Source organism: Luedemannella flava (genome assembly GCF_039528515.1).
GTDB classification, from domain to species: Bacteria; Actinomycetota; Actinomycetes; order Mycobacteriales; family Micromonosporaceae; genus Luedemannella; species Luedemannella flava.
This window is the reverse complement of sequence record NZ_BAAALT010000166.1, coordinates 1-24,777: the sequence shown is the minus strand read 5'-3', so window position 1 is coordinate 24,777 and position 24,777 is coordinate 1. Positions and strand designations below refer to the sequence as shown.

Here is a 24,777-nt window from a genome sequence, read left to right as displayed (position 1 = left end):
CGGCCGCGGCGAGCTCGGCGGCCGGCTCGCTGACGTAGCGGCGGTAGTGCTCCGAGTCGCGGAAGATCCGCGCCCACTTCTCGCCCTCGTCGGTGGCCTTGGTGAAGACCTCCGCGTAGTCCTTGGCCTGGAAGAAGCTCAGCAGCTCGCCGGGCGGGCCGAAGTAGCCCATCCGGCCGCCGAAGCACATCACCATGACCCGGTCGCACAGGTCCAGGTGCAGGACGTTGTGGGTGACCACGACGACCGTGCGGCCCCGGTCGGCCAGCTCCCGCAGCTCCTGCATGACCTCCTTGTCCAGGGAGGGGTCCAGGCCGGAGGTGGGCTCGTCGAGGAAGAGCAGCGACGGCTCGGTGAGCAGCTCCAGCGCCACCGAGACGCGCTTGCGCTGACCGCCGGACAGGGTCTCGATGTGCTGCTTGGCGCGACCGTCCAGGTCGAGGGTCTTGATGACCTCGTCGACCCGCTTCCACCGCTCGCGGCGGGGCACGTCGTCGGCGAAGCGCAGCGCGGCCGCGTAGCGCAGCGCGCGACGCACCGTGAGCTGACGGTGCAGCACGTCGTCCTGCGGCACCATGCCGATGCGGTAGCGCAGCTCGGCGTAGTTGTCGTAGAGGTCGCGGCCGTCGTACTGCACCTGGCCGAGCGTCGCCGGGCGCAGGCCCGTGACCGCCTTGACCATGGTGGACTTGCCGCAGCCGCTCGGCCCCACGACGGCGAGCAGCGCGCCCTGGCGCAGCGTGAAGCTCACGTCGTCGAGCAGCACCGTCTTGCCGACCTGCACGGTGAGGTCGGACGCGGCCAGCGACACCGGCCCGGTGTCGACGAACTCGTGCAGCGCCTGCCCGTCGAAGACCAGCTGGTGACGGCCGATCGAGATGCGGTCGCCCGGGGCGAGCCGGGCGCGCGGCACCCGCTGTCCATTGTAGAAGACGCCGTTGCTGCTGCCGAGGTCGACGACCTCGTACGCGTCGCCCACGCGGCGCAGCTCGGCGTGGCGCCGGGAGACCGCGAGGTCAGCCAGCGCGATGTCATTGCCCGCGCCGCGCCCGATGCGCACCCGCCCGGTCGCCTGATAGGCGGCGACAGGGGCGCGTTGCGCCGGGACGCTCGCGGCGGCACGCACCGGCGCGGGGCGGGGAGGGGTCGAGCCCGCGGGGGCCGCGGTCTGCTGGTCGTCTGCCACGCGCACATCATGCCGGACGCCCGCGACAACAACACAGCCGCAAGCACGGGTACGCCGGCGCCGGCCGCCCGGTTGTCAGGGACTCGACACGATCAGTGGTGATTATGAAGCTTTCATCGCAGGTCGACGGGACCGCGCAGGTCACCTACCCTGCATCGCATGCGTTCCCGCCTCACTTGGATCGCCGTGATCTCCTCGATCGCGGCCGCCGCCCTCAGCGGCTGCTCGATGTTCAAGGCGACCGAGGACCCCGGCACTCCGGAGCCCACGTCCGTCGCCCAGTTGACCGCCGTCGCGGTGCCACCGGGACTGATCGAGACCGCGGCTCCCGTCGCGCTGCCGCCCATCGCGGTGGTCGGCGGCCCGGCGATCGAACTGGCCGTGCACATGTCGCCGGGCAAGTGCGCGGTGACCGGCCACGACCGCGACGGCAAGGCCAAGCTGACGACGGTCACCGCCGACGCCCCCGCCGAGGGCGCCGCCGGGGCCGACGCGTCGAAGCTGCCGCCCAAGGCCGCCGCCGCCCTCGGCGCCGCCAACACCGCCGAGCTGAAGATCAAGGGCATCGGCACGCTCACCGTCTTCTGCACCACGAAGGGGCTGGCGATCACCGCGCCCAAGGAGGCCCAGCAGCTCAGCGTCGTCGGCGCCGGCTCCGCGAAGATGCTCGACGACCGCAGCCTCCTGGTGGTCATCGCGCCGCCGGCCACCGTCACCGCCGCCCTGGCCAGCTGACCCGCCACCCACCCGTCCGTCGCGCCCCGCCAGGCCCCGCCCTGGCGGGGCGCAGGCTTTCCGGCCGACCTGACCCGATGTGCTCATGGGGTCAGGTGCGGACCTCCGACCCCGCCAGATGTACACATGTGGCGAGGTCAGGACGCCCGCGAACCGCCACATGTGCGCTTCTGGCGAGGTCAGGACGCCCACGAACCGCCACATGTGAACATCTGGCGGGGCGCGGACCCGCGCGTCCGCCAGAAGCGCACATCTGGCGGGCCGGGGTCGGGCGCCACCCGCCACATGTTCACATCTGGCGAGGCGCGGACCGCGCGTCCGCCAGAAGCGCACATCCGGCGGGCCGGGGTCGGGCGCCACCCGCCAGATGTGCTCAGTTGGTGAGGCGCGGCACTCAGCCAACCGGGTGCGGAGTGCGGGGCGCAGCCGGCCAGGGTTACGCTGCCGGGCACGACCGGGGCGACCACGCCGACCGCGACGGGATGGAACAGCACCCCGGACACCCCGAACGCGGGCAGCAGCGGCAGCATCGCGAACGGGCCTTCGGACCCCGCGGCAGCCCCAGCCGGCAGCGCAGGCCGCCGAGGACAAGGTCCACGACGTCGGCCCCGGTGGGTCGCCCCTGGCCCGGCGCCGCGGCGTCGAGCATCGTGGTCAGCAGCCCGGGCCCGAGCTCGCGCCGGTGCCACGCCGGGTAGGCCCACAGCAGACGCCCGTAGCGGCGGTGGAGCGCCTCCGTGTCGGTCATGGTCACACCGCCGGCGATGGGCGCTCAATGTACCGATGGTCGGTATATACCGTTGATCGGTGATGCGCCTCACTTACGGAGCGTGAGGCTGATCTCAGACAGTTCGGGTAGGAGGTCACGCTCCGTACTCTGGATATCGAGACAGCGCCGTATCGATTCTGGCGCTCGCATCTGGGGGAGCTCCTTGAGTCTGGACACGGCGCCCGCGCGCCTCGACACGCCTGCCGCCGCGCCCTACGGGCGTCGCTGGGCCGCTCTCGCGATCATCGCGGTGTCGCAGCTGATGGTCGTACTCGACGCGACGATCACCAACATCGCGCTGCCGCACGCGCAGGCCGACCTGGGCATCGCCCAGTCCAACGCGCAGTGGGTGCTCACCGCGTACACGCTGACGTTCGGCGGCCTGCTGCTGCTCGGCGGCCGGATCGCCGACTACTGGGGCCGCAAGCGCACGTTCGTGACCGGCGTCATCGGCTTCGCGATCGCCTCGGCGCTGGGCGGCCTCGCCCAGAACGGCGCCACGCTGTTCGCCGCGCGCGGCCTGCAGGGCGTCTTCGGCGCGCTGCTCGCGCCGGCCGCGCTGGCCCTGCTCACCGTGCTGTTCACCGACGCCAGGGAGCGCGCCAAGGCGTTCGGCGTGTACGGCGCCATCGCCGCCGGCGGGGCCGCGCTGGGCCTGGTGCTCGGCGGCGTGCTCACCGAGTACGTCGACTGGCGCTGGTGCCTGCTGGTGAACATCCCCGTCGCGCTCATCGCGCTGCCCTTCACCCTGAAGCTGCTGCCCGAGAGCAGGGCGCACGGCGACACCCGCTACGACGTCCCGGGCGCCATCCTGGTCACGCTCGGTCTGGTCAGCCTCGTGTACGGCTTCACGAAGGCGGCCGAGGACGGCTGGACGTCGGGCGTCACGCTGACGTTCATCGGCGTCGCCGCCGCGCTGCTCGCGGCGTTCGTGCTGGTGGAGGCGCGCTCGAGCCACCCGCTGCTGCCGCTGCGCGTCCTCACCGACCGCAACCGGGGCGGGGCGTACCTGTCGTCGCTGCTCATCGGCGCCGGCTTCATCGGCTCGACGCTGTTTTTGACGTACTACTTCCAGAACATCCTCGGGTACTCCCCGGTGAAGGCGGGCCTCGCGACGCTGCCCATGAGCGCCGGCGTGTTCGCCTCGGCGGGCATCGCCAGCGCGCTGCTGCCGAAGGCCGGCGCCCGGGTGCTGATGAGCGCCGGCGGGCTGATCGCGGCGTCCGGCATGCTGCTGCTCAGCCGCATCGGCGTCGACACCGGCTACGCCAGCCACGTGCTGCCGGGCCTGCTGCTGCTCGGCTTCGGCCTGGGCTTCCTGTTCGTCCCGCTGGGCAACGTGGCCCTCGTCGGGGTCGACCCGCACGACGCGGGCGCGGCCAGCGCCGTGGTGAACGCCAGCCAGCAGGTCGGCGGCTCGCTGGGCGTGGCCCTGCTGAACACGGTCGCGATCTCCGCGGGGACCGCGTACCTGGAGAAGAACCCGCCCATGGACGCGCTGGGCGTCGCGGAGGGCACCGTGCACGGGTTCCAGGTCGGCTTCGCGTGGGCGGCCGCGCTGCTCGCCGTGGGCGCCGTCGTCGTGATGGTGTTCATCCGGGCCGGCCGCGAACAGCTCAAGGGCGGGGCCGGCGCGGTCCACATCGGATAGTTCGTACTCCCCCGATGGCCGCTCATCCGACAAGGGTGAGCGGCCATCGGCTTTCGGCCGCTACGGTTGGCGCGGATGGCGACCGGGTACCCACCACGTGTCACAACCATCCGCGCGGGAGGCGACCATGCCCGAGGACGAGCCCAGCCCACCCCTGCGGGCGCGCCAGCGGATGCTCGCCCGTCTGCTGGCACATGGCCCCAGCCGGCCCGGCGAGCTGTCGTGGCGCTCCTGGTGGCACGCGCTGCGGCGCACGGTGCTCGAGTTCCTCAACGACGACCTGACCGACCGGGCGGCGGCGCTCACCTACTACGGCATCCAGTCGATCTTTCCGGGGATGCTGGTGCTCGTTTCGCTGCTCGGCCTCATCGGCGGCGGCACCACGCAGGAGGTGCTCGACAACATCGAGGACATGACGCCCGGGCCGCTACGGGAGTTCCTCACCACGGGCATCGCCGGGCTGCGCCGCGACCAGGGCGTGGCCGGGGTCCTCGCGATCGTGGGTGTGGTGGTGGCGTTCTGGTCGGCCTCGTCCTACATCGCGGCGTTCATGCGGGCGGCCAACGCGATCTACGACGTGCCGGAGGGGCGCCCGTTGTGGAAGACGCTGCCGATCCGCATCGCCATCACGGCGCTGACCGGCGTGCTGCTCGCCGCGAGCGCGCTGACGGTGATCTTCACGGGCAAACTGGCGCACTGGACGGGTGACCTGCTCGGCCTCTCCCCCGGCACGGTCGAGATCTTCGACGTCATCAAGTGGCCGATCCTGGTCCTCGCCGTGGCGCTGCTGTTCGACCTGCTCTACTGGGCGGCGCCGAACGCGCGGCAGGGCGGCTGGCGGTGGATCACGCCGGGCATGATCCTCGCGGTCATCGTCTTCGTGGCCGTCTCCGCCGGGTTCGCGTTCTATGTCGGCCAGTTCAGCAACTACAACAAGACGTACGGGACGGTCGGCGCGGTCATCGTGTTCCTGATCTGGCTGTGGCTGTCCAACGTGGCCCTGCTGCTCGGGGCGGAGTTCGACGCCGAGCTGCACCGCCGCCGCGCCATCGAGGCGGGCCTGCCGGCCGACGCCGAGCCGTACATGCTGCTGCGCCAGACGCCCGGCGGGCGTGACGCGAAGGCCGCCGACGAGGCGAAGAAAAAGCGCGAAGCGGCGCAGACACCCACGATCGCGACCGAGGTGGCCGGTGAACGGGACAACTGACCTGCCCGCCGTTTGTCTGTCGTACGGGCCGGGTAGCTTGGCGCACTGATGAGATCACCTTCGCCCCCCACCACCCGGCGCGTTCCCGACATGCTGTCGAACCTCATGCGCGCCCTCGGCTTCGCCCGCATCGCCAAGGCGCGCCGCGACGGCGTGCCGCGCGCCGCGCGCAAGCAGCTCACGCAGGCCGCCCGCGAACATTTCGGCTGGCAGGAGCTGCGCCCCGCGCAGGTCACCGCGATGAGCGCGCTGCTGCGCCGCCGCGACGCCATGGTCGTGCTGCCCACCGGCGCCGGCAAGTCGGCCGTCTACCAGGTGCCGGCCACGCTGCTGCCCGGCCCGACGCTCGTCATCTCTCCGCTGCTCGCGCTGCAGCACGACCAGCTCTCCGGCCTCAACGGGCGGGACAACCCCAAGCTGCGCGGCGTGCGGATCAGCTCGGCGGAGACGCCGGCCCAGCAGGAGCGGGCGATCGAGGCGATCCGCGACGGCTCGGCGGAGTTCCTGTTCATCACCCCCGAGCAGCTCGCCAACCCGGAGCGCCGGGCGCAGGTGCGGGCGCTCAAGCCGACGCTGGTGGCGGTCGACGAGGCGCACTGCATCTCGTCGTGGGGCCACGACTTCCGGCCCGACTACCTGGCGCTCGGCCACTACCTGCGCGACCTCGGCCGGCCCACGATCGTGGCGCTCACCGCGACGGCGTCGCCGCCGGTGCGCGAGGACATCATGGAGCGGCTGGGCCTCAAGGATCCGGCGACCGTCATCTCCGGCCTGGACCGGCCGAACCTGACGCTCACCGCCGTCCACTGCCCGACCGAGGAGCACCGCTGGCGGCGGCTGCTCGCCGTCCTCGACCAGGTCATCGGCACCGGCATCATCTACGTGCCGACGCGCCGCGCCGCCGAGGAGACCGCCGAGCGGCTCACCGCCAAGGGCTACGAGGCGCAGGCCTACCACGGCGCGATGGCCGCCGGCACGCGCGCCAAGCGGCACGAGGACTTCCTCGACGACAAGATCCCGATCATGGTGGCGACGTCGGCGTTCGGCATGGGCATCGACAAGCCGGACATCCGCTGGATCATCCACCTGGCGCTGCCCGACTCCCCCGACAGCTACCTGCAGGAGATCGGCCGGGCCGGCCGCGACGGCCAGCGCTCCGACACGTACCTGCTCTACCGGGGCGAGGACGTGAGCCTGCAGCGGTACTTCACCGGCGGCGCGCCCGACGCCGAGGAGATCGCGGCGCTCGCGGCGGTCCTGCGCGAGGGGCCGGCCACGCGCACCGCGCTGCGCGAGCGCACCGGCCTCGGCCAGCGCAAGCTCGCCCAGCTGCTGGCCCTGCTGGAGCAGATCGGCGTCCTCGTCGTGGACGGCAACAATCTGCGGGTGCCGCCGCACGCGCCGCCGCCGATGGAGGCCGCGCTGCTCGCGCTGGCCGCCGCCGAACGGCACCTCAACGTGCAGCGCTCGCGCATCGACATGATGCGGGCGTACGCGGAGAGCGAGTCCTGCCGCACCCGTCTGCTGCTCGCCTACTTCGGCGAGGAGCTGGAGTCGACGTGCGGGCACTGCGACAACTGTGCCGACGGCTCCGCCGCCGAGGAGTACGCGGAGGGCGAGAGCGCCGACCGCCCGTTCGCCCTCAACGCGACCGTGCACCACAAGGAGTGGGGCTCGGGGATGGTGCTGGGGTACGAGGGCGACCGGATGACGGTGCTCTTCGACGAGGTGGGCTACAAGACCCTGTCGGTGCCCGTCGTGGTCGCCGGCGACCTGCTCCGGCACGTCGCGCACTGACGTGAGGGGGTCCCCCGTGCGGGGGACCCCCTCACGAGTACCGGGTGACGAAGCCGCGCGCCCGGAAGATGCGCAGCATCCACGTCACGTACGCCAGCCCGACCAGCGCCAGCGCGATGGTGCCGGCCGTGGCCAGCCCCAGCTCGCCCCACGGCGTCGGCTGTCCCAGCGCCATCGCCCGGCCGGCCGCGAACGCGTGCGTGGTCGGCAGCGCCTCGCCGATCGGCCGGAGCACGCCCGGCAGCGACTCGACGGGATAGAACACGCCCGACAGCGGCATCACCACGAACAGGATGCCCCAGGCCAGTGCCTCGGCGCCCTGCCCGAACCGCAGCACGAGCCCCATCACGAACAGCGCGATGGACCAGCCCGTGACCAGCAGCAGCGCGGCGACCGGCAGCAGCCCGAGACCCATGCTCGTGATCGAGAACGCGTACAGCGACCAGGCCACCAGGGCCACGCCGCCGAGCGCCGCGGTCAGTTTCACCAGGCTGAACAGGGCCACCCCCGCCACGTACTCCCATTCGCGCATGGGGGTGACCATCAGGTTGAGCATGCTGCGCGACCAGGTCTCCTCCAGCATGCCCGTGGCCAGCGCGATCTGCGCCTGGTAGACGACGTGCCAGAGCACGACGCCGACGAGCAGGTAGAGCGCCAGCTGCGCGGAGGCGGAGTCGGCGCGGCTGGCCGCGAACAGGCCGATGGTGCCGAACAGCACCACGTCGACCGCCGGCCACATGACCACGTCGAACAGGCGGTGCGGGCTGCGCCGCATCACGTACCAGTGCCGCTTGGCGACGGACAGGATGCGCCACACGCTCGCCATGACGGGACTCATGCCGTCACCTCCGTCTGCTGGAGTTCCGCCAGGTGGAGGAAGACCTCTTCCAGGCCGTCCCGGTCGAACCGCCTGGCGATCTCGTCCGGGGTCCCGTTGGCGACCACGCGCCCGCGTGACAGGAACGTCACCCGTTCGCACAGCCGCTCGACCTCGACCATGTTGTGGCTGGTCACGAGCAGCGCCGTGCCGTTGGTGGCGCACAGCTCCTGCAGGCCCGTGCGCACCCGCAGGGCGACGTCCGGGTCCAGCGACGCGGTCGGCTCGTCGAGGACGAGCAGCCGCGGGTTGTGCAGGGTCGCCTTGATGATGCCGACGAGCGTCTTCTGGCCGCTGGACAGCTCGGTGCCCATCGCCTTCTCCAGGTGCCCGATGCCGAAGCGCTCCAGGCCCTCGCGCGCCGCGACCCGCGGCCGGCGCAGCCCGTAGAGCCGGCCGAACATCTCCAGGTACTCGTTCACCCGGACCGCGCTCGGCAGCGGTAGGTAGCCGGCGGCGAAGCCGACGTCGCTCATCGCGGCGGCGCGTTTTGACGGCAACGACCTGCCGAGAATCTCGACCCTGCCCGCGTCGGGCGTGACGACGCCCAGACACATGAGCAGCGTGGTGGTCTTTCCGGCGCCGTTGGGCCCGAGCAGGCCGACCCGTTCGCCGTCGCCGACGGCCAGGTCGACCCCGTCGACCGCGCGGCCGCGCCGATAGTTCTTGATCAGGCCTTCGGCCCTTAGTACGGCAGACACGAAAAGTCATCCTCCCAGCCCACGCCGGATGAGGACACCGAATAACCGGCTACCCGATCACCAGGGTGCCGACCATGCCGCTGGAGGCGTGGTAGAGGCACGGGTACGGGTAGCGACCGGGCGCGGTCACCGTCACCCGCACGGTGCCCCGCGCACCGCCGTTGAGATTGCCGGTGTCCGGGGTGCCACCCGCGTCGGAGACGGCCACGTCGTGGGGGGTCGCGCCGCCGTTGACGAAGGTGAGTTCGACGGTACCCGGCTGGGCGCGCACCGTCGAAGGAGTAAACCGCAGCCCGTCCGTGAGGGTGACCGTCGCCCGCTGCACGCCGTCCGCGCCGCGCACGGCGTCCACGGCGTCCTCCGCGGTCGTAGGCGCGAGCGCTGGCTTCTTCATTCCGGCACCGCCGGGCCCGCCCTCCGGGCCGAAGATCGCGCAGCCGGACAGGCTCAGCACGGCCGCCGCGCCGATGGCGACAAGTCGCAGCCTCACGGTTCCACCAGCTCCTGTCCGAGGTAGCGGCCCTCAACGGCGCCGGGCGGGACGGCGAACAACGCGCTCGCCTCGTGCCGGATGAACCGGCTCAACGCGTCGCCGTTGGCCAGCCGCTGCTGCACGGGGACGAACCCGCGGCCCGGGTCGGCCTGCCAGGCGAGGAACAGCAGGCCCGCGTCGGGCGCCCTGTCCGGGCGCAGCCCGTCCGCGTAGGAGAAGCCGCGCCGCAGCATCGCCGCGCCCGCGTTGTTCGCGGCGGCCGCGAGACGGATGTGCGCGTCGGGCGCCACGGCGAGCTTGCCGTCCGTGCCCCGCGCGCTCAGGTCGACCGGGGTGACCTCGGTGCCGCCGTGCAGCGGCGCCCCGGTGTCCTTGCGCCGCCCGATGACCTTCTCCTGCGCCGGCACGGCCAGGGCGTCCCAGTCGTCGAGCAGCATCCGGATCCGCCGGATCACCACATAGGAGCCGCCGCGCAGCCAGTCAGGCCCGTCCTCGCCCACGAAGATCCGCCGCTCGAAGTCGGGGTCGGTCGACTTCGGGTTGTTCGTACCGTCGACCTGGCCCATGAGGTTGCGCAGCGTGGCACCCTCGTCGCCGGCCGCGCCGCGCGCCCGGGCGAATCCCGTCGCCTGCCAGCGCAGCGTCGCGGTGCCCTTCGCGATGCCCTGCAGCGCACGGACCGCGTGGTACGCCACCGTCGGGTCGTCCGCCGCGATGATCACGCCGAGGTCGCCGTCGCTGCGCGCCGGGTCGAGTTCGTCTCCCGGGAACGCCGGCAGCGGCGCCAGCCCGGCCGGCCGGTCGGTGCCGGCGAGCCCCGCCTTGCCGAACAGGCTCGGCCCGAAGCCGACGGTGACGGTGAGGCTGGCCGCGCCCAGGCCCAGCGCCGCCGTGTTGTCGTCCGCGCCGAGCGGCAGCCCGGCGGTGAGCCGCGCCGCGGCCGCGGTCCAGCCGCGCAGCAACGACCGCAACGCGTCCCGCGACGCCCCCTCAACAAGATCAAACGCTGCGAGTACGGCGTGGGCCTGCTGCCGCGTCGGAGTCACGATGCCGGCCTGACGCGTCCCGTGGAACGGCACGATCCGGGTACCCAGGTCGCTCAGCGGCACCGCCGTGCCCGTGGTGTTCGTGTTCGGGGCGGCCGAGGACCCGTCCCGCAGGCTGATGGTCGCGGCGGCGCCGACCAGGCCACCCACTCCGGCGGCCGCGACGAGGCCAACGGCGCTGCGCCGGCTGATCCCCCCGGCCACCGCCGCACCCGCCACGACCGGCGCGGCGGCCGGTTCCGGACTCGGTCCCTCGGCCGGTCCGGTTGCCGGTTCGGGGCTCGGTCCCTCGGCCGGTCCGGTTGCCGGTTCGGGGCTCGGTTCCTCGGTCGGCGCGCTGGCCACGGTCACGGCGGCGTCGGTCTCTTCTGTGGTCACGGGCTGATCCACCTCCGCCACCCCGACACCGGTCGGCGCGACGGAGTTCCCGGCGCGGGCCGTGGCGTACCGGCGCAGGACGAGCGGGAGCGCCAGCAGCAGCCCGACGCCGAGGCCCAACGCGACGGCGACGGTCGCCCGGTTGAGGTCGGCGGGCAGGGCCGAGGGCGCCGAGGAGCGCCACAACGCGGGCAGGTCGGACAGCCCGGAGATGCTGCCGATGAGCAGGCCGGACACGGCGGTGAGCCAGGCCGCGCGCAGGTGCCCGCGCAGCAGCAGGGCGGCGCCCAGCCCGCCGATGAGCCAGATGAGCAACTGGGTGAAGTCCGAACCGATCACCGCGCCGATCCGCTCGGGCACCGTGCCGGCCGTGATCAGACCGATGCCGACGCTGTGCACGAGGTCGATCACGACCATCGCGGCCGCCGCGGTGCCCAGCCAGCGGGCCGGCCGGGGCAGCAGCGCGGCACCCAGCACGAGCAGGACGGCACCGCCCGCGGCGAGGAACCACCACCCGGGGTCGGGGCCGGGCACCCACTCCAGGGTGCCGCTGGCCGACAACTCCCGCCCGCCCGCGTCGATGACCACCGTCCAGGTGCTGATCTGGTGATGCTCGGTCGGGGCGGCGGCCACGGCGGCCGGCATGGTCTTCGCCATCCAATGGATGCGGTGGTCGTGCCAGCGGAACACCGACCCGTCGCCCACCTTGCGCCACTTCGCCGGGTTCTCCGGGTTCACCCCCGCCGGGACCTTCACGGACCCGAACCGGTTCGCGTTGAGGTACGTGGCCGGGGAGTTGTCATTGACGAAGATGCCGTCCGGCCCGATCTTCGCGTAGGGCTCGTCTGCGTAGCCACGGACGGTGACGTCCGCGCCCGTCGTGTTGGTCATCTCCAACCGGCTGCCGTTCTCGATCACCTTGAGGGTGACCCCCGACACGGCCGGGCCGAGCGCGGACAGCGTGGTCCGGAAGTTGGTGGCACCCACGCCACCAACGGTGTGCGCGGCGGCCGGGGCCGCGCCGAGCAGAGCGAACACCGCCCCGAGCAGGACGGCGACGCCGACGCGCAGAACCGACACCGCACCCCCACGACCGACGTGAACCGGGCCCGAGCCTACCCCGGCACCGCCCCCGGCCCGGCAACCCTCCACGCCCCGCCCACCACGACGTCCCCCGGCAGAGATCACCCGCTCCGCCGCCACCGGGTCGCCCTTGGCGAGGCCACACTCCCACCAAGGGCCGCCTCGAGGGGGACGAGACACTCCGATGTCGTACCCATGGCGGGGGTCACGGCAGTCCCAGCGCGCCACGTGCGCACATCCGGCGGGCGTCGGCGAGCGATAACCGCACTTGCGCACTTTTACGTCTTATTCCGGCGCGGGTGGCCGCCACGAGCGCACGCTTGGCGGCCACCCGCGCGGACGGAAGGTGTCAGCCGTGGAGGCGGTCGATGTGGCGCATCTTGTTCATCGCGTCCAGGGCCGCGACCTTGTAGGACTCCGCGAGCGTCGGATAGTTGAAGACCGCGTCGACGAGGTAGTCGATCGTGCCGTTGCAGCCCATCACCGTCTGCCCGATATGCACGAGCTCGGTGGCGCCCGTGCCGAAGATGTGCACTCCCAGCAGCCGGCGGTCGTCGGGCGAGACGAGCAGCTTGAGCATGCCGTACGAGTCGCCGATGATCTGGCCGCGGGCCAGCTCGCGGTAGCGGGCCAGGCCCACCTCGAAGGGCACCTTGGCGGTGGTCAGCTCGTCCTCGGTCTGCCCGACGAAGCTCACCTCCGGGATCGTGTAGATGCCGATCGGCTGCAGCGTGTGCATGGCCCGGGCCGGCTCGTCGCAGGCGTGGTGGGCGGCGAGGCGCCCCTGCTCCATGGAGGTCGAGGCCAGCGCCGGGAACCCGATCACGTCGCCCACCGCGTAGATGTGCGGGACGTCGGTGCGGAAGTACTCGTCGACCTTGATGCGGCCACGCTCGTCGCCGACCAGGCCGGCGTTCTCCAGGCCCAGCTCGCCCGCGACGCCCTGGCGACCGGCCGAGTACATGACCGTGTCGGCGGCGATGCGCTTGCCGCTGTCGAGGACGGTGAGGGTGCCGCCGGCGTGGCGCTCCACGGCCGCGACGGACTCGCCGAACCGGAACGTCACGGCGAGGTCGCGCAGGTGGTACTTGAGCGACTCGATCACCTCGAGGTCGCAGAACTCCAGCATCCGCTCGCGCCGCTCGACGACGGTCACCTTGGTGCCGAGGGCGGCGAACATCGAGGCGTACTCGATGCCGATGACGCCGGCGCCGACGACCACCATCGACTGGGGCACCCGTTCGAGGTGGATGATGCCGTCCGAGTCGATGATCGTGCGGTCGTCGAAGTCCACGCTCGACGGACGGGCCGGGCGCGTCCCCGCGGCGATCACGATCTTCGACGCGGAGACCTTCGTCTCGCGGCCACCCGCCTCGCTGACCAGGATGGTGTGCGCGTCGATGAACCGCCCGGTGCCGGTGAGCATGGCGACCCGGTTGCGGGACAGCTGGCTGCGGATGACGTCGATCTCGCGGCCGATGACGTGCGAGGTGCGGGCCGCGAGGTCGGCCACGGTGATGTCGTCCTTGAGCCGGTAGCTCTGGCCGTACAGCTCGCGCTGGTTGAGGCCGGTCAGGTAGAGCACCGCCTCGCGCAGGGTCTTGGACGGGATGGTGCCGGTGTTGATGCAGACGCCGCCGATCATGTTCCGGCGTTCGACGACCGCGACCTTGCGGCCCAGCTTGGCGGCCGCGATCGCGGCCTTCTGACCCCCCGGCCCGGAGCCGAGGACGAGCAGATCGAAGTCGTACACGTCCCCGAGTGTGTCAACCGCAGGTTTCGAACGGGCTACACCCGTGAGGCCAACTGGTCGGCGGCGCGGCGTGCCTGATCGAGCCCGTGGCGCAGGGCGACGACCGGGTCGGCCTCCGCGCCGTCGGCGGCCGCGAGTCCCTCATCGACCCAGACGCGCAGCAGCGCGGAGAACGACATGCGCCGGTCGTTGGCCACCGCCATCACCCGCTCGTACGTGTGCGCCGGCAGGCGCAGGGAGCGGCCCACCATCACCTCGCCGTCGGGGTGCGCCTCGAAGGCACCGGGCTCGACCCGCCACTCGGCCGGGTCGCCGTAACTGTGGTCGACGCTGTCGCCGGCCATCACCTTGTCGAGAAGTTCCTTGCGGCTCATGACGCTCACACCTCCTGACCTACGACCTTGCGGTACAGGGCCTGGCCGGCGAGGCCCGCCTCGAAGGCGACCAGGATCTCCCAGTCGTCGTCGGAGGCGCCCGGGTCCTCGTGGAGCCAGACCTCGATCACGCGGCCCCTGCCGGTGGCGCCGATGATGCGCAGGACATTGTCGTCCTCGAGCTTGCGCAGCACCGGTCGACGCGACGTCAGGACCTGGTGCACCTCGGCCAGCTCGACGCCGAGGACCCGCGCGCGGGCGAGCGCCTCCGATGTCCAGCTGTACCGCACGTGATCGAATGTAACACGCGCGTACTACGCGAGTCGACCTCAGGCGGCCGGCATCGCGTACGACTCGGCCACCCGTGGTGCGGGCGGCGACTCCGGCACGACGATCACCGCCGTGCCGTAGGCGCACATCTCCGCGGTGCTGTTCGTGACCTGCCGGTGGTCGAAGCGCATGCCGATGATGGCGTTGGCCCCCCGCTCCCGGGCGGAGCGCACCATCTCGGTGATGGCCTCCTGCCGGGTCTGGACCAGCTGCTCGGCGGCCTCCGGGTGGGCACCCCCGTCGAGCGTCGCCAGGCCGGCCTTGTACGGGTTCCGGCTGCGCATCGTCAGACCGACCACGGGGCCGAGCACACTCTGCACCCGATAGCCGGGGATCGTCTCCGTCGTCACTACGAGAAGCATCGCGATCAACCTCGCCCCGTCGCCTGACCCATACTAACGTGATTTTTCGGACAGGGTGAAACATACGTACTAAAATGGTGAAAATACATTGGTGCGACGCAACGAGACATGTGTGTCTAGCGAGCCGCCCACGCATGACAGGCTGAGTCCATGCAGGACAAGACGATCCACGAGCACATCCACGCGCTCGTCGAGGAGGAGCACCGACTGCGCACCGCCATGCAGGCGGGCGACATCACCTCCGACGAGGAGCGCACCCGCCTGCGCGACCTGGAGGTCTCCCTCGACCAGTGCTGGGACCTGCTGCGCCGCCGCCGCGCCGCCACCGACGCGGGACTCGACCCGGACACCGTCGGCGAGCGCTCGGCCACCGAGGTAGAGGGCTATCTGCAGTAGCTAGTTGAGCCGCCAGATCGCCACGGTGAGCGCCGTCGCGTAGCTCACCCACGCCCAGTAGGGCACGAGCAGCCACGCCGCGGCGCGGCGGACCCGCCAGAAGGCCACGACCGTGACCCCGATGGCGAACCACAGCGCGACGATGTCCGCCGTGGCGAGGCCGTACGCCCCGAGCCCGAAGAAGATCGGCGTCCAGGCGGCGTTGAGCACCAGCTGGACCGCGTACGGCACCAGCGGCCACGTCCAGCCCACGCGCCGCCACGCCAGCCAGCCGGCAACCGCGATCATCACGTAGAGCACCGTCCAGACGGGCCCGAACAGCCACGACGGCGGCGCCCAGGCCGGCCGGGCCAGGCCGGCGTACTCGCCGGCGGCGTCGCGCACGCCGAATCCGCCCACGGCGGCCGTCGCGAACGCCGCGAGCCCGAACCCGCCTAACACGACCCAGTCGCGCGCCGACCGCCCGCGCCGCGTACCCACCATGACCGCCATGCCCTGTCCCTGCCCAGCGGTGCGACCCGGCAAACCCCGGTGCGCCGCCGAGAGGGCCGATACGCTGCGACTATGACCGAGCGCCTGGACGCGGTCGTGGTCGGCGCGGGCCTGTCCGGCCTGGTCGCCGCCCGCCGGCTGCACGACCTCGGCCGGCACGTGCGCGTCTTCGAGGCGTCCGACGACGTCGGCGGCCGGATCCGCACCGACCTCGTGGACGGCTTCCAGCTCGACCGCGGGTTCCAGACCGTCTGCCCGGGCTACCCGGCCTTCGCGCGCGAGTGCGACGTCGCCTCGCTGGACCTGCGGCCGTTCCCCCGGGGCGTCGGCATCCTCACCAACGGGCACGTCGAGCGCCTGCGGCCGGACCTGCGCGCCCTCGGCGTGCTGCGGTCGCGGCTGCTGTCCATCATGGACACGGTGCTGCTGGCGAAGCTCGCCGCGCGCGAGGCGCTCGGTGCCACCGACACGTCGCCCGACCACAGCGCCCTCGCCGAACTGACAGCGACCGGCCTGTCCCCGCGCGTCATCGAGCGGGTCGTGCGGCCCTTCCTCACGGCCGTCCTGCTGGATCCCGACCTGACCACGTCGGCGAAGGTGGCGCACCTGATCTGGCGGTCGTTCCTGCGCGAGGGCATCGCGGTGCCCGCGGCGGGCATGGCCGCGATCCCCCGCCAACTGGCCGCGTCGATGCCGGACCTGTCGGTCGAGTGCGGGCGCGCGGTGGTCGAGGTCTCCCCCCGGGGAGTACGCCTCGACGACGGCGAACGCGTACCCGCCCGGGTGGTGATCGTGGCCACGGACGCCACCACGGCGGCGCAGCTGGTGCCGGGCCTCCCGGTCCCCACATGGCGCCAGGTCACCACGTTCTATTTCGCGGCGGCTGAGCCGCCCCGCGACGACGGGCTGCTGCTGCTCGACGCCGACGAGCCGACCACCGTCCGCAGCACGGTCGTGCTGAGCAACGTCGCGCCGACGTACGCGCCTGCGGGCCGGTCGCTGATCGCGGCGTCGATCCTCGGCGCCCGCGAGCCGACCCAGGAGGTCACGCAGCGGGTGCGGGCCCGCCTGTCGGCGATGTACGGCACGGGGACGGCGCGCTGGGAGCTCATCCGGGCGTACCCGGTGGCGCAGGCGCTGCCCGCGATGCCGGCGCCGCACGCGATGCGGCGGCGGGTCCGGTTCGAGTCCGGCCTGTTCGTCTGCGGCGACCACCGCGACACCAGCACGATCCAGGGCGCGCTCGTGTCGGGCCGGCGCACGGCCAACGACGTGATAGCGGAGCTGCAGATCGCCGCGGACGCCTAACCCAGATCAACACGGACGGCGACGCCCGCGGCGGGCCACAGCCCGGTGAACCAGCCGCCGGCGTCGTCGGTCAGAGGTCTGAAGGCGGCGGAACCTTGCGGGTCACCCGCCGCGACTCGGCGTCGTCGGCGATCAGCACGACCGCGAGCAGGCTCGCGATCGCGACGCTGAACAGCCACGACGCGTCGTCGGTGACGCGCGCCGCCAAAGGCGCGTACGCCGCCAGAACGGTGAAGCCGATCCACATCCAACGCCGCTGAACGCGGCTCAGAAAGCCCAAACCCCCACGCACCACCGTATTGTGGTGCGTTCAGCGCGAATGCGGGTCATCCGATCGGTCAGGAATCGACCCGACCAAGGTACCAAAGTCCATAAGATCGCTGGTAGCCGCCATTGTGGACAGTGTCCTGACCACGAAGGTCAGCCGGCCGTGGTCGCCACCAGGTCGGCGACCAGCTCCGCGTCCGACGCACCGGCGGTGAGCAGCGCCCGCTGCCGCTGCGCCGACGTGCCCCGGGCCAGCAGCCGGTCGACCAGGTCGCGCACGAGCGGCCACTCCCCGCGCGCGGTCAGATCGGGCCGGACGTGCTCCAGCAGCGCCTCGACCAGCTTCTCCGCCGGCACCGCGCGCGCCGTGAACGGGTCGACGAGATCCTGCTCCAGCCCGGACCGCGCGGCCCGCCAGGTCGCGGCGCGCACGAGCTCGACCGGCGCCTCGGCCAGCGGCCCGGCCCGGTACACCGCCCCGTCGGTCGCCTCGCCCTCCGCCGCGGCGGCCGTGGCGACCAGCGCCCGGCTCAGCGCGGCGAGCAGCACCACGTCGTCGAGGTCCGGGCAGCCGTCCGCGATGCGGACCTCCACGGTCGGGTAGCGCGCCGACGGCCGCGCGTCGTAATAGATCATCCCGGCGTCCTTGATGACGCCGCTGCCCACCAACGACTCCACCAGCCGGTCGTACTCGTCGGCCGAGCGCACGTCCGGCGGCGGTCCCACCGTGGGCCACCGCGAGATCGCCACGGTGCGGTAGGACGCGTACCCGGTGTCCGCGCACCGGAACATCGGCGAGCTGGCCGACATCGCGAGCAGCGTCGGCAGCCAGCCGCGCACCCGGCGGGTCACCCGCACCGCGAGGTCCCGGTCCGGCACGCCGACCTGCACCTGGCAGGCGCACACCTGCTGCTCGGCGACCAGCTGCCGGTACTCCTCATGGATCCATTCGTAGCGGGACTTGGGGAACACCCGGACCACCGACCCGCCGGACCCCGGCACGGTGCCGCTGGCGACGACCCCCAGCCCGAGGGCCCGCGCCGCCGTCACGAGCTGACCCCGGCGCGCGACCAGGTCTTCCCGCAGCGTGGCCAGCCCTTCGTGCACGTCGGTCGCCGTCTCGATCATCGTGCGGTGCAGCTCGGGCTCGACCTCGGCGCGCGAGGCGAGCAGCGCGCGGGCGCCCGCCCGCAGGTCGCCCGTCTCCGGGTCGACGATGTGGAACTCCTCCTCCACGCCGATCGTGGCGCCCGGTTCGTGCGAGGCTGTCGGCGTGGACACGACGGACCCCTCGCCCGACGCGGTGGTGCTCGGTGAGGCGCTCATGGATCTCCTCGAAACTCCGGATACGGACTCTCACACTGCCCTGACCAGCGAGTTCGCAAACCAGGACGGGTCGGTTTTCCGTCCGGTGGTGGGCGGCGCGCCGCTCAACGTCGCGGTCGGCGTGGCCCGGCTGGGCGGGTCGGCCCGGTTCCTCGGCGCGCTGTCCGCCGACGAGCTGGGCCGACGGATCCGGGCGCTGCTCGGCGCCGCCGGGGTGGACACGACCGGCTGCCCCACCAGCCCCGCCCCCACGACCCTCGCGCTGACCAGCTTCACCGGGTCCGAGCCGGACTTCCACTTCTACGGCGACCCGCCGTCCTACGCCGCCATCGACGCCGGCGACGTCGTCGAGCGGGCGATCGCGGGCGCCCGTACCCTCTATTGTGGATCTATCGCGTTGCTGCAGCCGGGCCCGCTGGCCGCGGCCCGCGAAGCCTGGTCCGTGCGCGGACCGCTGCGCACCTTCGACCCCAACGTGCGCCCCCGGCTCACGCCCGACCCCGCCGCGCTGCGCGCGGTCGTCGAGGAGTTCGCGGCGACGGCGCACCTGGTCAAGCTCAGCGCGCCCGACGCCCGGGAGCTGTTCGGGCTCGGTCCCGAACAGGCGGCCGCGCACCTGCTCGCGGCCGGCGCGGCCACCGTCGTGGTCACCCTGGGCGCCGCCGGCGCGCTGGTCGCCCACCACACCACCGTGGTACGGGTACCCGCGCCGACCGTCTCGGCAGTGGACGCCACGGGCGCCGGCGACGCGACGATGGCCGGCCTGCTGTTCGCCCTGGCCCGGGCCGGCGTGCCCGACGACTGGCGCGCCCACGTCGCGTTCGCGACGGCGGTCGGCGCCCTGGTCTGCGAGACCCCCGGCGGCGCCACCGCGATGCCCACGCTAACGGCGGTCCGCGCCCGCTTTCCCGGGCTGCCCATCCCCGGCTTGCCCGAATTTTCGGTTTAGCCCTATATCACACGGTTGGAACTCTCAGACCCGCCGCACGGGCGCCGATGGGCAGCACGACCAGCGAGCCGAACGGGGATGGGACACGATGTCGTACGAGCTGTCGCGACGAGGCGAAACGCTCCCTACCGATGCCCTCTCCGTCCTCGTGGTGGACGACGAGCCCACGGTGCTCGACACGCTCAGCCACCAGCTCGGCACCGAGTACCACGTGTCGACCGCCATCGACGCCGCCTCGGCGCTGGCCTGGCTGGAGGAGAACGGGCCGCCCGCCACCGTGATCAGCGACCTGCGGATGCCCGGCATGGACGGTATCGAGCTACTCGGCGAGATCCGCCACCACTACCCGCTGACCAGCCGCATCCTGCACACCGCCCAGGCGGACCTCACCTCCGCGCTCGCGGCCATCAACGCCGGCCATGTGCTGCACATGCTCTGCAAGCCCTGCTCGCCCCGGGAGCTGCGCGGCAGCGTGCGGGAGGCCGTGCAGTACCACCAGATGAAGGTGGCCGAACGCGAGGTGCTGGACGAGACGCTGCGCACCAGTCTGCAGGCGCTGTTCGGCTGCCTTCAGCTGGCCAGCCCGGCGGCCTTCGCCCGCGCCGGGCGCATCCGGGACCTGGTCGGCCTGATCTGCCGCCAGCTCGATCTCGGCAGCGCGTGGGAGATCGAGGTCGCGGCCATGGCCTCGCAGCTCGGCGCGGTCACCGTGCCGCCGAGCGTCCTGGCCAAGGCGGAGCAGGGCGAGCCGCTCTCCGACCACGAACAGCAGATGATCGACGCCATCCCGGGCGTGGCGGTCCGTCTGCTCGCCGACATCCCCCGGCTGGACGTCGTGGTCGACATCGTGGCCGGCCTGCAGGGCAACCCGGCCACGTCCCCGGTCAGCCCCATCGTGCGGCTGGCCGTCCAGGTTCTGCGCGCGGCGATCACGTACGAGAGCTACCTCAAGCAGGGCGTCGCCACGGACAGCATCCTGTCGGTGCTCAGCGGCGACGACTTCGACCCCGGAATCGTCGACGCGCTGCGCACCGTGCGGAACGGCAGCGCCGCCGACGCGGCGGTGCGGGCCTACCGCGTGTCCGACATGGTGGTCGGCATGCGCATCGCCGAGGATGTGCTGGGCGTCAACGGGCCGGTCCTCATCGGACACGGGATGCTGGTCACCGAGATGCTGCTGGCACGGCTGACGAACTTCGCGAGGATGGGTCAGCTCGTCGAGCCGATCCTGGTCACGCTGCCGGGCGGTGCGCGGTGACCGCCGCTACCGCGACCACGACGGCGGCGACGGTGCGCGCCCGCGTCACCGACCTGATCGACGGCGGCACCCCCGCCGACGTCGCGTTCGCCGACCGGCTCATCGTCTCCTACCTGCAACGATGGCCCGTGCTCCTCAGCCGTCTCGCCGACGCCATCACCGAGATGGACACCGAGGTGGCCGCGTACCGTGCCCACGCGCTCAAGGGCGCTGCCGGGAACCTGGGCGCCGCGGCCGCCGCCGAGCTGTGCGCCGACGCGGAGGCGCTGGCCACGGCGGCCCGCTGGGACGACCTCGCGCCCTACCCCCACCGGCTGCGCGCGGCGTTGAGGAACGCCGCCGACGAGCTGACGCTGGTCCTCGTGGAGCTGCGCGGCTGAGCCCACCGCCCCGTACGCCGGTCACAGATCGTTGAGGGCGGCCCACAACTCCTCGGGCACGGGCACCTCGAGCAGGGCGAGGTCCTCACGGATCTCGGCGGCGCTGCGCACGCCGGCGACGACCGCGCTGACCGCCGGGTGGCGCAGCGGGAACTGCAGCGCGGCGGCGGCGAGCGGCAGGCCGTACGCGGCGCAGAGGCGCTGCATCGCGCGGGCGCGGCCAAGGACCGCCGGGTCGGCCGGGGCGTAGTTGAAGCGCGCCCCCGGGTTCGGGTCGGCCAGGATGCCGCTGTTGAACGCCCCGCCCACCAGCACGCCCACGCCGCGCTCGGCACACAGCGGCAGCAGCTCGGCCGCCGCCTCGCGGTCGAGCAGCGTGTACCGCCCGGCGACCAGCACCACGTCGACGTCGGTCTCGCGGACGAACCGGGCGAGCATGGCCGACTGGTTCATGCCGGCGCCGATCGCCCGCACCACGCCCTCGTCCCGCAGGCGGGCCAGGGCCGGGAAGGCGCCGGCGACGGCCTCGTCCCAGTGGTCGTCCGGATCGTGGATGAGGGCCACGTCGACCCGGTCGAGGCCCAGCCGGGTCAGGCTCTCCTCCAGCGACCGGCGCACGCCGTCGGCGCTGTAGTCGCGCACCCGCACGAGGTCACTGGGGCCGCCGACGAAGCCCTCCTCGTCGTGCGCGGCCCGGCCCGGGACGAGCAGCCGACCCACCTTGGTCACCACCGTGTACCCGTCGCGGGAGCGCCCGCGCAGGAACTCGCCCAGGCGCCGCTCGGCCAGGCCCGCGCCGTAGTGCGGGGCGGTGTCGAACAGCCGCACCCCGCCCGCCCACGCCGCCTCCAGCGTGTCGGCCGCCGCGGCCGCACTGACCGGCTCGTACAGGCCCGCGAGCGGGGCGGTGCCGACGGCCAGCCGGCCGGAGCGCACCGTCGCCCACCGTGACCCGGTCACGACGCGACCACCGGACGAATCCGCAGGGCGTTCATGCCGCCGTCGACAGCCAGGTCGACCCCGGTGACCGCGCCCGCGAGGGGACCGGCCAGGTACGCCACGGCGGCCGCGACCTCCTCGGGGCAGACCAGGCGGCCGGTGGGCTGGCGCGCGGCCAGCGCGGCGCGCTCGGCGGCCGGGACGTCGGCGGCCGGGAGCAACCGGGCCACCCAGGGGGTGTCAACGGTGCCGGGGTTGACGCAGTTCACCCGGATGCCCTCGCGGACGTGGTCGGCGGCCATCGCCCGGGTGAGCGACAGGACGGCGCCCTTGGAGGCCGAGTACAGCGCGCGCTGCGGCAGGCCGGCCGTGGCCGCGATCGAGCACATGTTGACGATCGCGGCGGCCGGCGAGCGGCGCAGGTGCGGCAGGGCCGCCCGGCTCATCCGGGCGATGCCGACGACGTTGACGTCGAGGACCCGTGACCACTCGTCGTCGGGGTTGTCCGCGACCGTGCCGAGCGCGCCGATGCCCGCGTTGTTGACCAGGATGTCCAGCCGCCCGAAGCGCCCGACGACCGCCGCGACGGCGGCGACGACGGACGCGTCGTCGGTGACGTCGCAGCCGACGGCGAGGTGCCCCGCCGCGCCGCCCGCGAACGCGTCCAGCTCGACGTCCTTGCTGACGTCGAGCACCGCGACGTAGGCCCCGCGCGCGGCGAGCAGCCGCGCGGCGGCCAGACCGATCCCGGACGCACCCCCGGTCACGGCCGCGACCAGGCCACCAAGTTCGCTCATGCCGTCACCTCCGCTGCGCTCCGGCGCCGCCATGAGCCACCACCGAGCCGATGATTCGCTCGCTGACGCCCGCTCATGCCTGTCCCATGACCTGGCGCTGGCGGCCGAGGCCGTCGATCTCGAGTTCGACGACGTCGCCGGCGGTCAGGTAGGGGAAGGTGCCGCCGAGGGCGACGCCCGCGGGCGTGCCCGTGTTGATGAGGTCGCCGGGCTCGAGCACCATGAACTGGCTCAGGTACCACACCACGTGCGCGACGTCGAAGATCATGTTCTTGGTGGTGCCGTCCTGGCGGGGCTCGCCGTTGACCCACAGCCGCAGGCCCAGGTCCTGCGGGTCGGCGACCTCGTCGGCGGTGACCAGCCACGGGCCGAGCGGGTTGAAGGTCTCGCAGGACTTGCCCTTGTCCCACTGACCGCCCCGGTCCAGCTGGAACTCGCGCTCGCTGACGTCGTTGGAGATCGTGTACCCGGCGATGACGTCGCGCGCCCGCGCCGGGTCGGCCAGGTAGCGCGCCGTGGCACCGATGACGACCGCCAGCTCGACCTCGTAGTCGGTGCGGGTGCTCGCGCGAGGCACGAGCACCTCGTCGTCGGGCCCGACGACGGTGTTGGCGGCCTTCATGAACACCACCGGCTCGGCCGGCGGGGTGGCGCCGGACTCGGCCGCGTGGTCGGCGTAGTTGAGCCCGATGCAGACCACCTTGCCCGGCCGAGCGATCGGGGCGCCGACCCGCAGGCCCGCCCCGTCGAACTCGGGCAGCTCCCCCACGGCCAGCGCGGCGGCCGCGCGCGCGACCCCGCCGCCGGCGAGGAAGGCGCCGTCCACATCGCGGGTGACGCCGCTCAGGTCGAACAGCCGCCCGTCGTCGGCGAGCACCGCGGGTCGCTCCGCGCCGGCATCGCCCAGCCGTACCAGTCTCACTCTCACGCTCCAGAACCCTGCGTTTGCGGGAATTAGTTGTGCGTCCCAACAGACTCTCGCACGACCCCCGGCCGAGGGTAAAGCGCGCTACACCGAGCCGGCGAGTGACTCGCGCAGCAGGCTCGCCTTCGCCCGCAGTGGCGCGGGCAGCTCCGTCTCCTCGCCGAGCAGGCGGTCCAGGGTGCAGTGCAGGCCGCGGACCACGTCGGGCGTGGACGTGGCGGCGACGATCACCTCGTCGATCTGCAGCGCCCAGCGCTCGTAGCCGGCCTCGGCCAGGTCCGCGCTCATGGAACCGGCGGAGATATAGATGTCCCCTGCCACGAAACGCCTCCCCACACCCGTGCCGGGTCTCCATCATGCCGGCGGACGGGACTTTGTTCAGCTCCCCCACTCTCGTACCCGTGTTCGAAAACCGGCAAGACCATGACCCCGATACGGGGGTCACCTGCGATCCCCTCATCGAAAGTAGTTTCGAAGCACCGATTTGTCGTCTTCGGCAAATGGCCGGACCGGGCGTGTCAGGGCCGGCGGATCGGCCAGCAGTTGCCGGTGCGGTAGTGCTCAGTGTGATCGTCCGCCACGAGGTTGTGGTTCGACCGCGCGATCCGGGCGCAGATCTTCGGCAGCGACATGTCGAGGCTCTTGTACTCCGAGTCCGACGTGGAGACCCGCGACGGGTTCTGGTCCTCGATGTACCAGCTGCCGCGGTCGTCGGCCTGGGTGCCCATCACGTCGGCCGCCGGGTCCGTGCCGTCGCCGCTGTAGAAGTGCACGTGGTAGCCGCTGCGCTTGTTGGGCGTCGAACCCGCCCACTCCGCGGCGTACCTGATCACCAGCTGCTTGCCGTCGAAGGTCACGTCGGTGATGCAGACCCAGCGCTCGTTCGCCTTGATCTCGTCGCTGCACTCCTCGTCCGGCGCCAGTGCCGGCGCGGCCGAGGGCGTCGCGGAGGCCGTCGACGGGGTCTGCGGCGCGGCCGACGTCTCGGCGGCCGACGT

Annotated in this window: 26 protein-coding genes and 1 pseudogene; 9 read left to right on the top strand and 18 right to left on the bottom strand. The window is 72.6% G+C overall.

What is annotated here, in order from left to right; translation table 11 throughout:
- Positions 1 to 1,186: ATP-binding cassette domain-containing protein (locus tag ABD211_RS23540; RefSeq protein WP_344135945.1), on the bottom strand; the 1,186-nt coding region annotated here is incomplete at its 3' end.
- A gap of 159 nt (positions 1,187 to 1,345) precedes the next feature.
- On the opposite strand from ABD211_RS23540, the gene ABD211_RS23535 reads away from it, so the two are divergent.
- A complete protein-coding gene (locus ABD211_RS23535) occupies positions 1,346 to 1,921 on the top strand; it encodes a hypothetical protein (RefSeq protein ID WP_344135942.1) in 576 nt (191 codons plus the stop codon).
- A 436-nt stretch (positions 1,922 to 2,357) separates the two neighbouring features.
- On the opposite strand, the gene ABD211_RS23530 is transcribed toward ABD211_RS23535, so the two are convergent.
- Entirely contained in the window at positions 2,358 to 2,669 is a 312-nt protein-coding gene (locus tag ABD211_RS23530) for a hypothetical protein (RefSeq protein WP_344135939.1), read from the bottom strand.
- Between the two features lie 184 nt (positions 2,670 to 2,853).
- Between ABD211_RS23530 and ABD211_RS23525 the strand changes: the two genes are divergently transcribed.
- From ABD211_RS23525 to ABD211_RS23515, 3 genes are all read left to right on the top strand, one after another.
- Positions 2,854 to 4,341 (top strand): MFS transporter, encoded by a 1,488-nt coding sequence (locus tag ABD211_RS23525; RefSeq protein ID WP_344135936.1) that lies wholly within the window; start codon positions 2,854 to 2,856, stop codon positions 4,339 to 4,341.
- A 127-nt stretch (positions 4,342 to 4,468) separates the two neighbouring features.
- Positions 4,469 to 5,548: a YihY/virulence factor BrkB family protein gene (locus ABD211_RS23520; RefSeq protein ID WP_344135933.1), complete on the top strand. Its 1,080-nt coding sequence runs from the start codon at positions 4,469 to 4,471 to the stop codon at positions 5,546 to 5,548.
- Between the two features lie 90 nt (positions 5,549 to 5,638).
- Positions 5,639 to 7,345: a RecQ family ATP-dependent DNA helicase gene (locus tag ABD211_RS23515; protein WP_344135930.1), complete on the top strand. Its 1,707-nt coding sequence runs from the start codon at positions 5,639 to 5,641 to the stop codon at positions 7,343 to 7,345.
- Between the two features lie 31 nt (positions 7,346 to 7,376).
- Here ABD211_RS23515 and ABD211_RS23510 read toward each other — a convergent pair whose 3' ends face one another.
- The 8 genes from ABD211_RS23510 to ABD211_RS23475 all read right to left on the bottom strand — a co-directional run bounded on the left by ABD211_RS23510 (position 7,377) and on the right by ABD211_RS23475 (position 14,742).
- Entirely contained in the window at positions 7,377 to 8,183 is an 807-nt protein-coding gene (locus tag ABD211_RS23510; RefSeq protein WP_344135927.1) for an ABC transporter permease, read from the bottom strand.
- Positions 8,180 to 8,923, bottom strand: a complete 744-nt coding sequence (locus tag ABD211_RS23505; RefSeq protein WP_344135924.1) for an ABC transporter ATP-binding protein — start codon at positions 8,921 to 8,923, stop codon at positions 8,180 to 8,182. Before ABD211_RS23505 ends, ABD211_RS23510 begins: the two co-directional genes overlap by 4 nt.
- 49 nt (positions 8,924 to 8,972) lie before the next feature.
- Positions 8,973 to 9,413 (bottom strand): cupredoxin domain-containing protein, encoded by a 441-nt coding sequence (locus ABD211_RS23500; protein ID WP_344135921.1) that lies wholly within the window; start codon positions 9,411 to 9,413, stop codon positions 8,973 to 8,975.
- Complete coding sequence (locus ABD211_RS23495; protein ID WP_344135918.1) at positions 9,410 to 11,920, bottom strand: Dyp-type peroxidase; 2,511 nt, start codon at positions 11,918 to 11,920, stop codon at positions 9,410 to 9,412. Before ABD211_RS23495 ends, ABD211_RS23500 begins: the two co-directional genes overlap by 4 nt.
- Positions 11,921 to 12,272: 352 nt before the next feature.
- A complete protein-coding gene (gene sthA / locus ABD211_RS23490; RefSeq protein WP_344135915.1) occupies positions 12,273 to 13,676 on the bottom strand; it encodes a Si-specific NAD(P)(+) transhydrogenase in 1,404 nt (467 codons plus the stop codon).
- Between the two features lie 35 nt (positions 13,677 to 13,711).
- Positions 13,712 to 14,050 (bottom strand): hypothetical protein, encoded by a 339-nt coding sequence (locus ABD211_RS23485; protein ID WP_344135912.1) that lies wholly within the window; start codon positions 14,048 to 14,050, stop codon positions 13,712 to 13,714.
- Positions 14,051 to 14,055: 5 nt separating this feature from the next.
- Positions 14,056 to 14,340 (bottom strand): hypothetical protein, encoded by a 285-nt coding sequence (locus ABD211_RS23480; protein WP_344135909.1) that lies wholly within the window; start codon positions 14,338 to 14,340, stop codon positions 14,056 to 14,058.
- A gap of 39 nt (positions 14,341 to 14,379) precedes the next feature.
- Positions 14,380 to 14,742, bottom strand: a complete 363-nt coding sequence (locus tag ABD211_RS23475) for a YbjQ family protein (RefSeq protein ID WP_344135906.1) — start codon at positions 14,740 to 14,742, stop codon at positions 14,380 to 14,382.
- 150 nt (positions 14,743 to 14,892) lie between these two features.
- Between ABD211_RS23475 and ABD211_RS23470 the strand changes: the two genes are divergently transcribed.
- The gene (locus ABD211_RS23470) at positions 14,893 to 15,138 is read left to right on the top strand and encodes a DUF2630 family protein (RefSeq protein WP_344135903.1); all 246 of its coding nucleotides are present in this window, start codon (positions 14,893 to 14,895) and stop codon (positions 15,136 to 15,138) included.
- Here ABD211_RS23470 and ABD211_RS23465 read toward each other — a convergent pair whose 3' ends face one another.
- Positions 15,139 to 15,630, bottom strand: a complete 492-nt coding sequence (locus tag ABD211_RS23465; protein WP_344135900.1) for a TspO/MBR family protein — start codon at positions 15,628 to 15,630, stop codon at positions 15,139 to 15,141.
- A 72-nt stretch (positions 15,631 to 15,702) separates the two neighbouring features.
- On the opposite strand from ABD211_RS23465, the gene ABD211_RS23460 reads away from it, so the two are divergent.
- Positions 15,703 to 16,938 (top strand): NAD(P)/FAD-dependent oxidoreductase, encoded by a 1,236-nt coding sequence (locus ABD211_RS23460; RefSeq protein WP_344135897.1) that lies wholly within the window; start codon positions 15,703 to 15,705, stop codon positions 16,936 to 16,938.
- Positions 16,939 to 17,008: 70 nt separating this feature from the next.
- Here the strand turns inward: ABD211_RS23460 and ABD211_RS23455 are convergent, their stop codons facing one another.
- Positions 17,009 to 17,185: a hypothetical protein gene (locus ABD211_RS23455; protein WP_344135895.1), complete on the bottom strand. Its 177-nt coding sequence runs from the start codon at positions 17,183 to 17,185 to the stop codon at positions 17,009 to 17,011.
- Positions 17,186 to 17,358: 173 nt separating this feature from the next.
- Positions 17,359 to 18,486, bottom strand: a complete 1,128-nt coding sequence (locus ABD211_RS23450) for a carboxylate-amine ligase (protein WP_344135892.1) — start codon at positions 18,484 to 18,486, stop codon at positions 17,359 to 17,361.
- On the opposite strand from ABD211_RS23450, the gene ABD211_RS23445 reads away from it, so the two are divergent.
- From ABD211_RS23445 to ABD211_RS23435, 3 genes are all read left to right on the top strand, one after another.
- Positions 18,479 to 19,480, top strand: a complete 1,002-nt coding sequence (locus tag ABD211_RS23445; RefSeq protein WP_344135889.1) for a carbohydrate kinase family protein — start codon at positions 18,479 to 18,481, stop codon at positions 19,478 to 19,480. The two genes, ABD211_RS23450 and ABD211_RS23445, sit on opposite strands and share 8 nt — an antisense overlap.
- A gap of 88 nt (positions 19,481 to 19,568) precedes the next feature.
- Positions 19,569 to 20,738: a response regulator gene (locus ABD211_RS23440; RefSeq protein WP_344135886.1), complete on the top strand. Its 1,170-nt coding sequence runs from the start codon at positions 19,569 to 19,571 to the stop codon at positions 20,736 to 20,738.
- Positions 20,735 to 21,118: an Hpt domain-containing protein gene (locus tag ABD211_RS23435; protein WP_344135883.1), complete on the top strand. Its 384-nt coding sequence runs from the start codon at positions 20,735 to 20,737 to the stop codon at positions 21,116 to 21,118. Before ABD211_RS23440 ends, ABD211_RS23435 begins: the two co-directional genes overlap by 4 nt.
- Positions 21,119 to 21,139: 21 nt before the next feature.
- On the opposite strand, the gene ABD211_RS23430 is transcribed toward ABD211_RS23435, so the two are convergent.
- The 5 genes and pseudogenes from ABD211_RS23430 to ABD211_RS23410 form a co-directional block, all read right to left on the bottom strand.
- Positions 21,140 to 22,078, bottom strand: a complete 939-nt coding sequence (locus ABD211_RS23430) for an aldo/keto reductase (RefSeq protein WP_344135880.1) — start codon at positions 22,076 to 22,078, stop codon at positions 21,140 to 21,142.
- Complete coding sequence (locus ABD211_RS23425) at positions 22,075 to 22,854, bottom strand: SDR family NAD(P)-dependent oxidoreductase (protein ID WP_344135877.1); 780 nt, start codon at positions 22,852 to 22,854, stop codon at positions 22,075 to 22,077. The genes ABD211_RS23430 and ABD211_RS23425 overlap by 4 nt, the downstream gene beginning before the upstream one ends.
- Before the next feature lie 73 nt (positions 22,855 to 22,927).
- On the bottom strand, positions 22,928 to 23,776 hold the full coding sequence (locus ABD211_RS23420) for a fumarylacetoacetate hydrolase family protein (protein WP_344135948.1): 849 nt from the start codon (positions 23,774 to 23,776) through the stop codon (positions 22,928 to 22,930).
- Between the two features lie 87 nt (positions 23,777 to 23,863).
- A complete protein-coding gene (locus tag ABD211_RS23415; RefSeq protein ID WP_344135874.1) occupies positions 23,864 to 24,100 on the bottom strand; it encodes a hypothetical protein in 237 nt (78 codons plus the stop codon).
- A 197-nt stretch (positions 24,101 to 24,297) separates the two neighbouring features.
- A pseudogene (locus tag ABD211_RS23410) lies at positions 24,298 to 24,777 on the bottom strand (hypothetical protein); the annotation flags it as partial.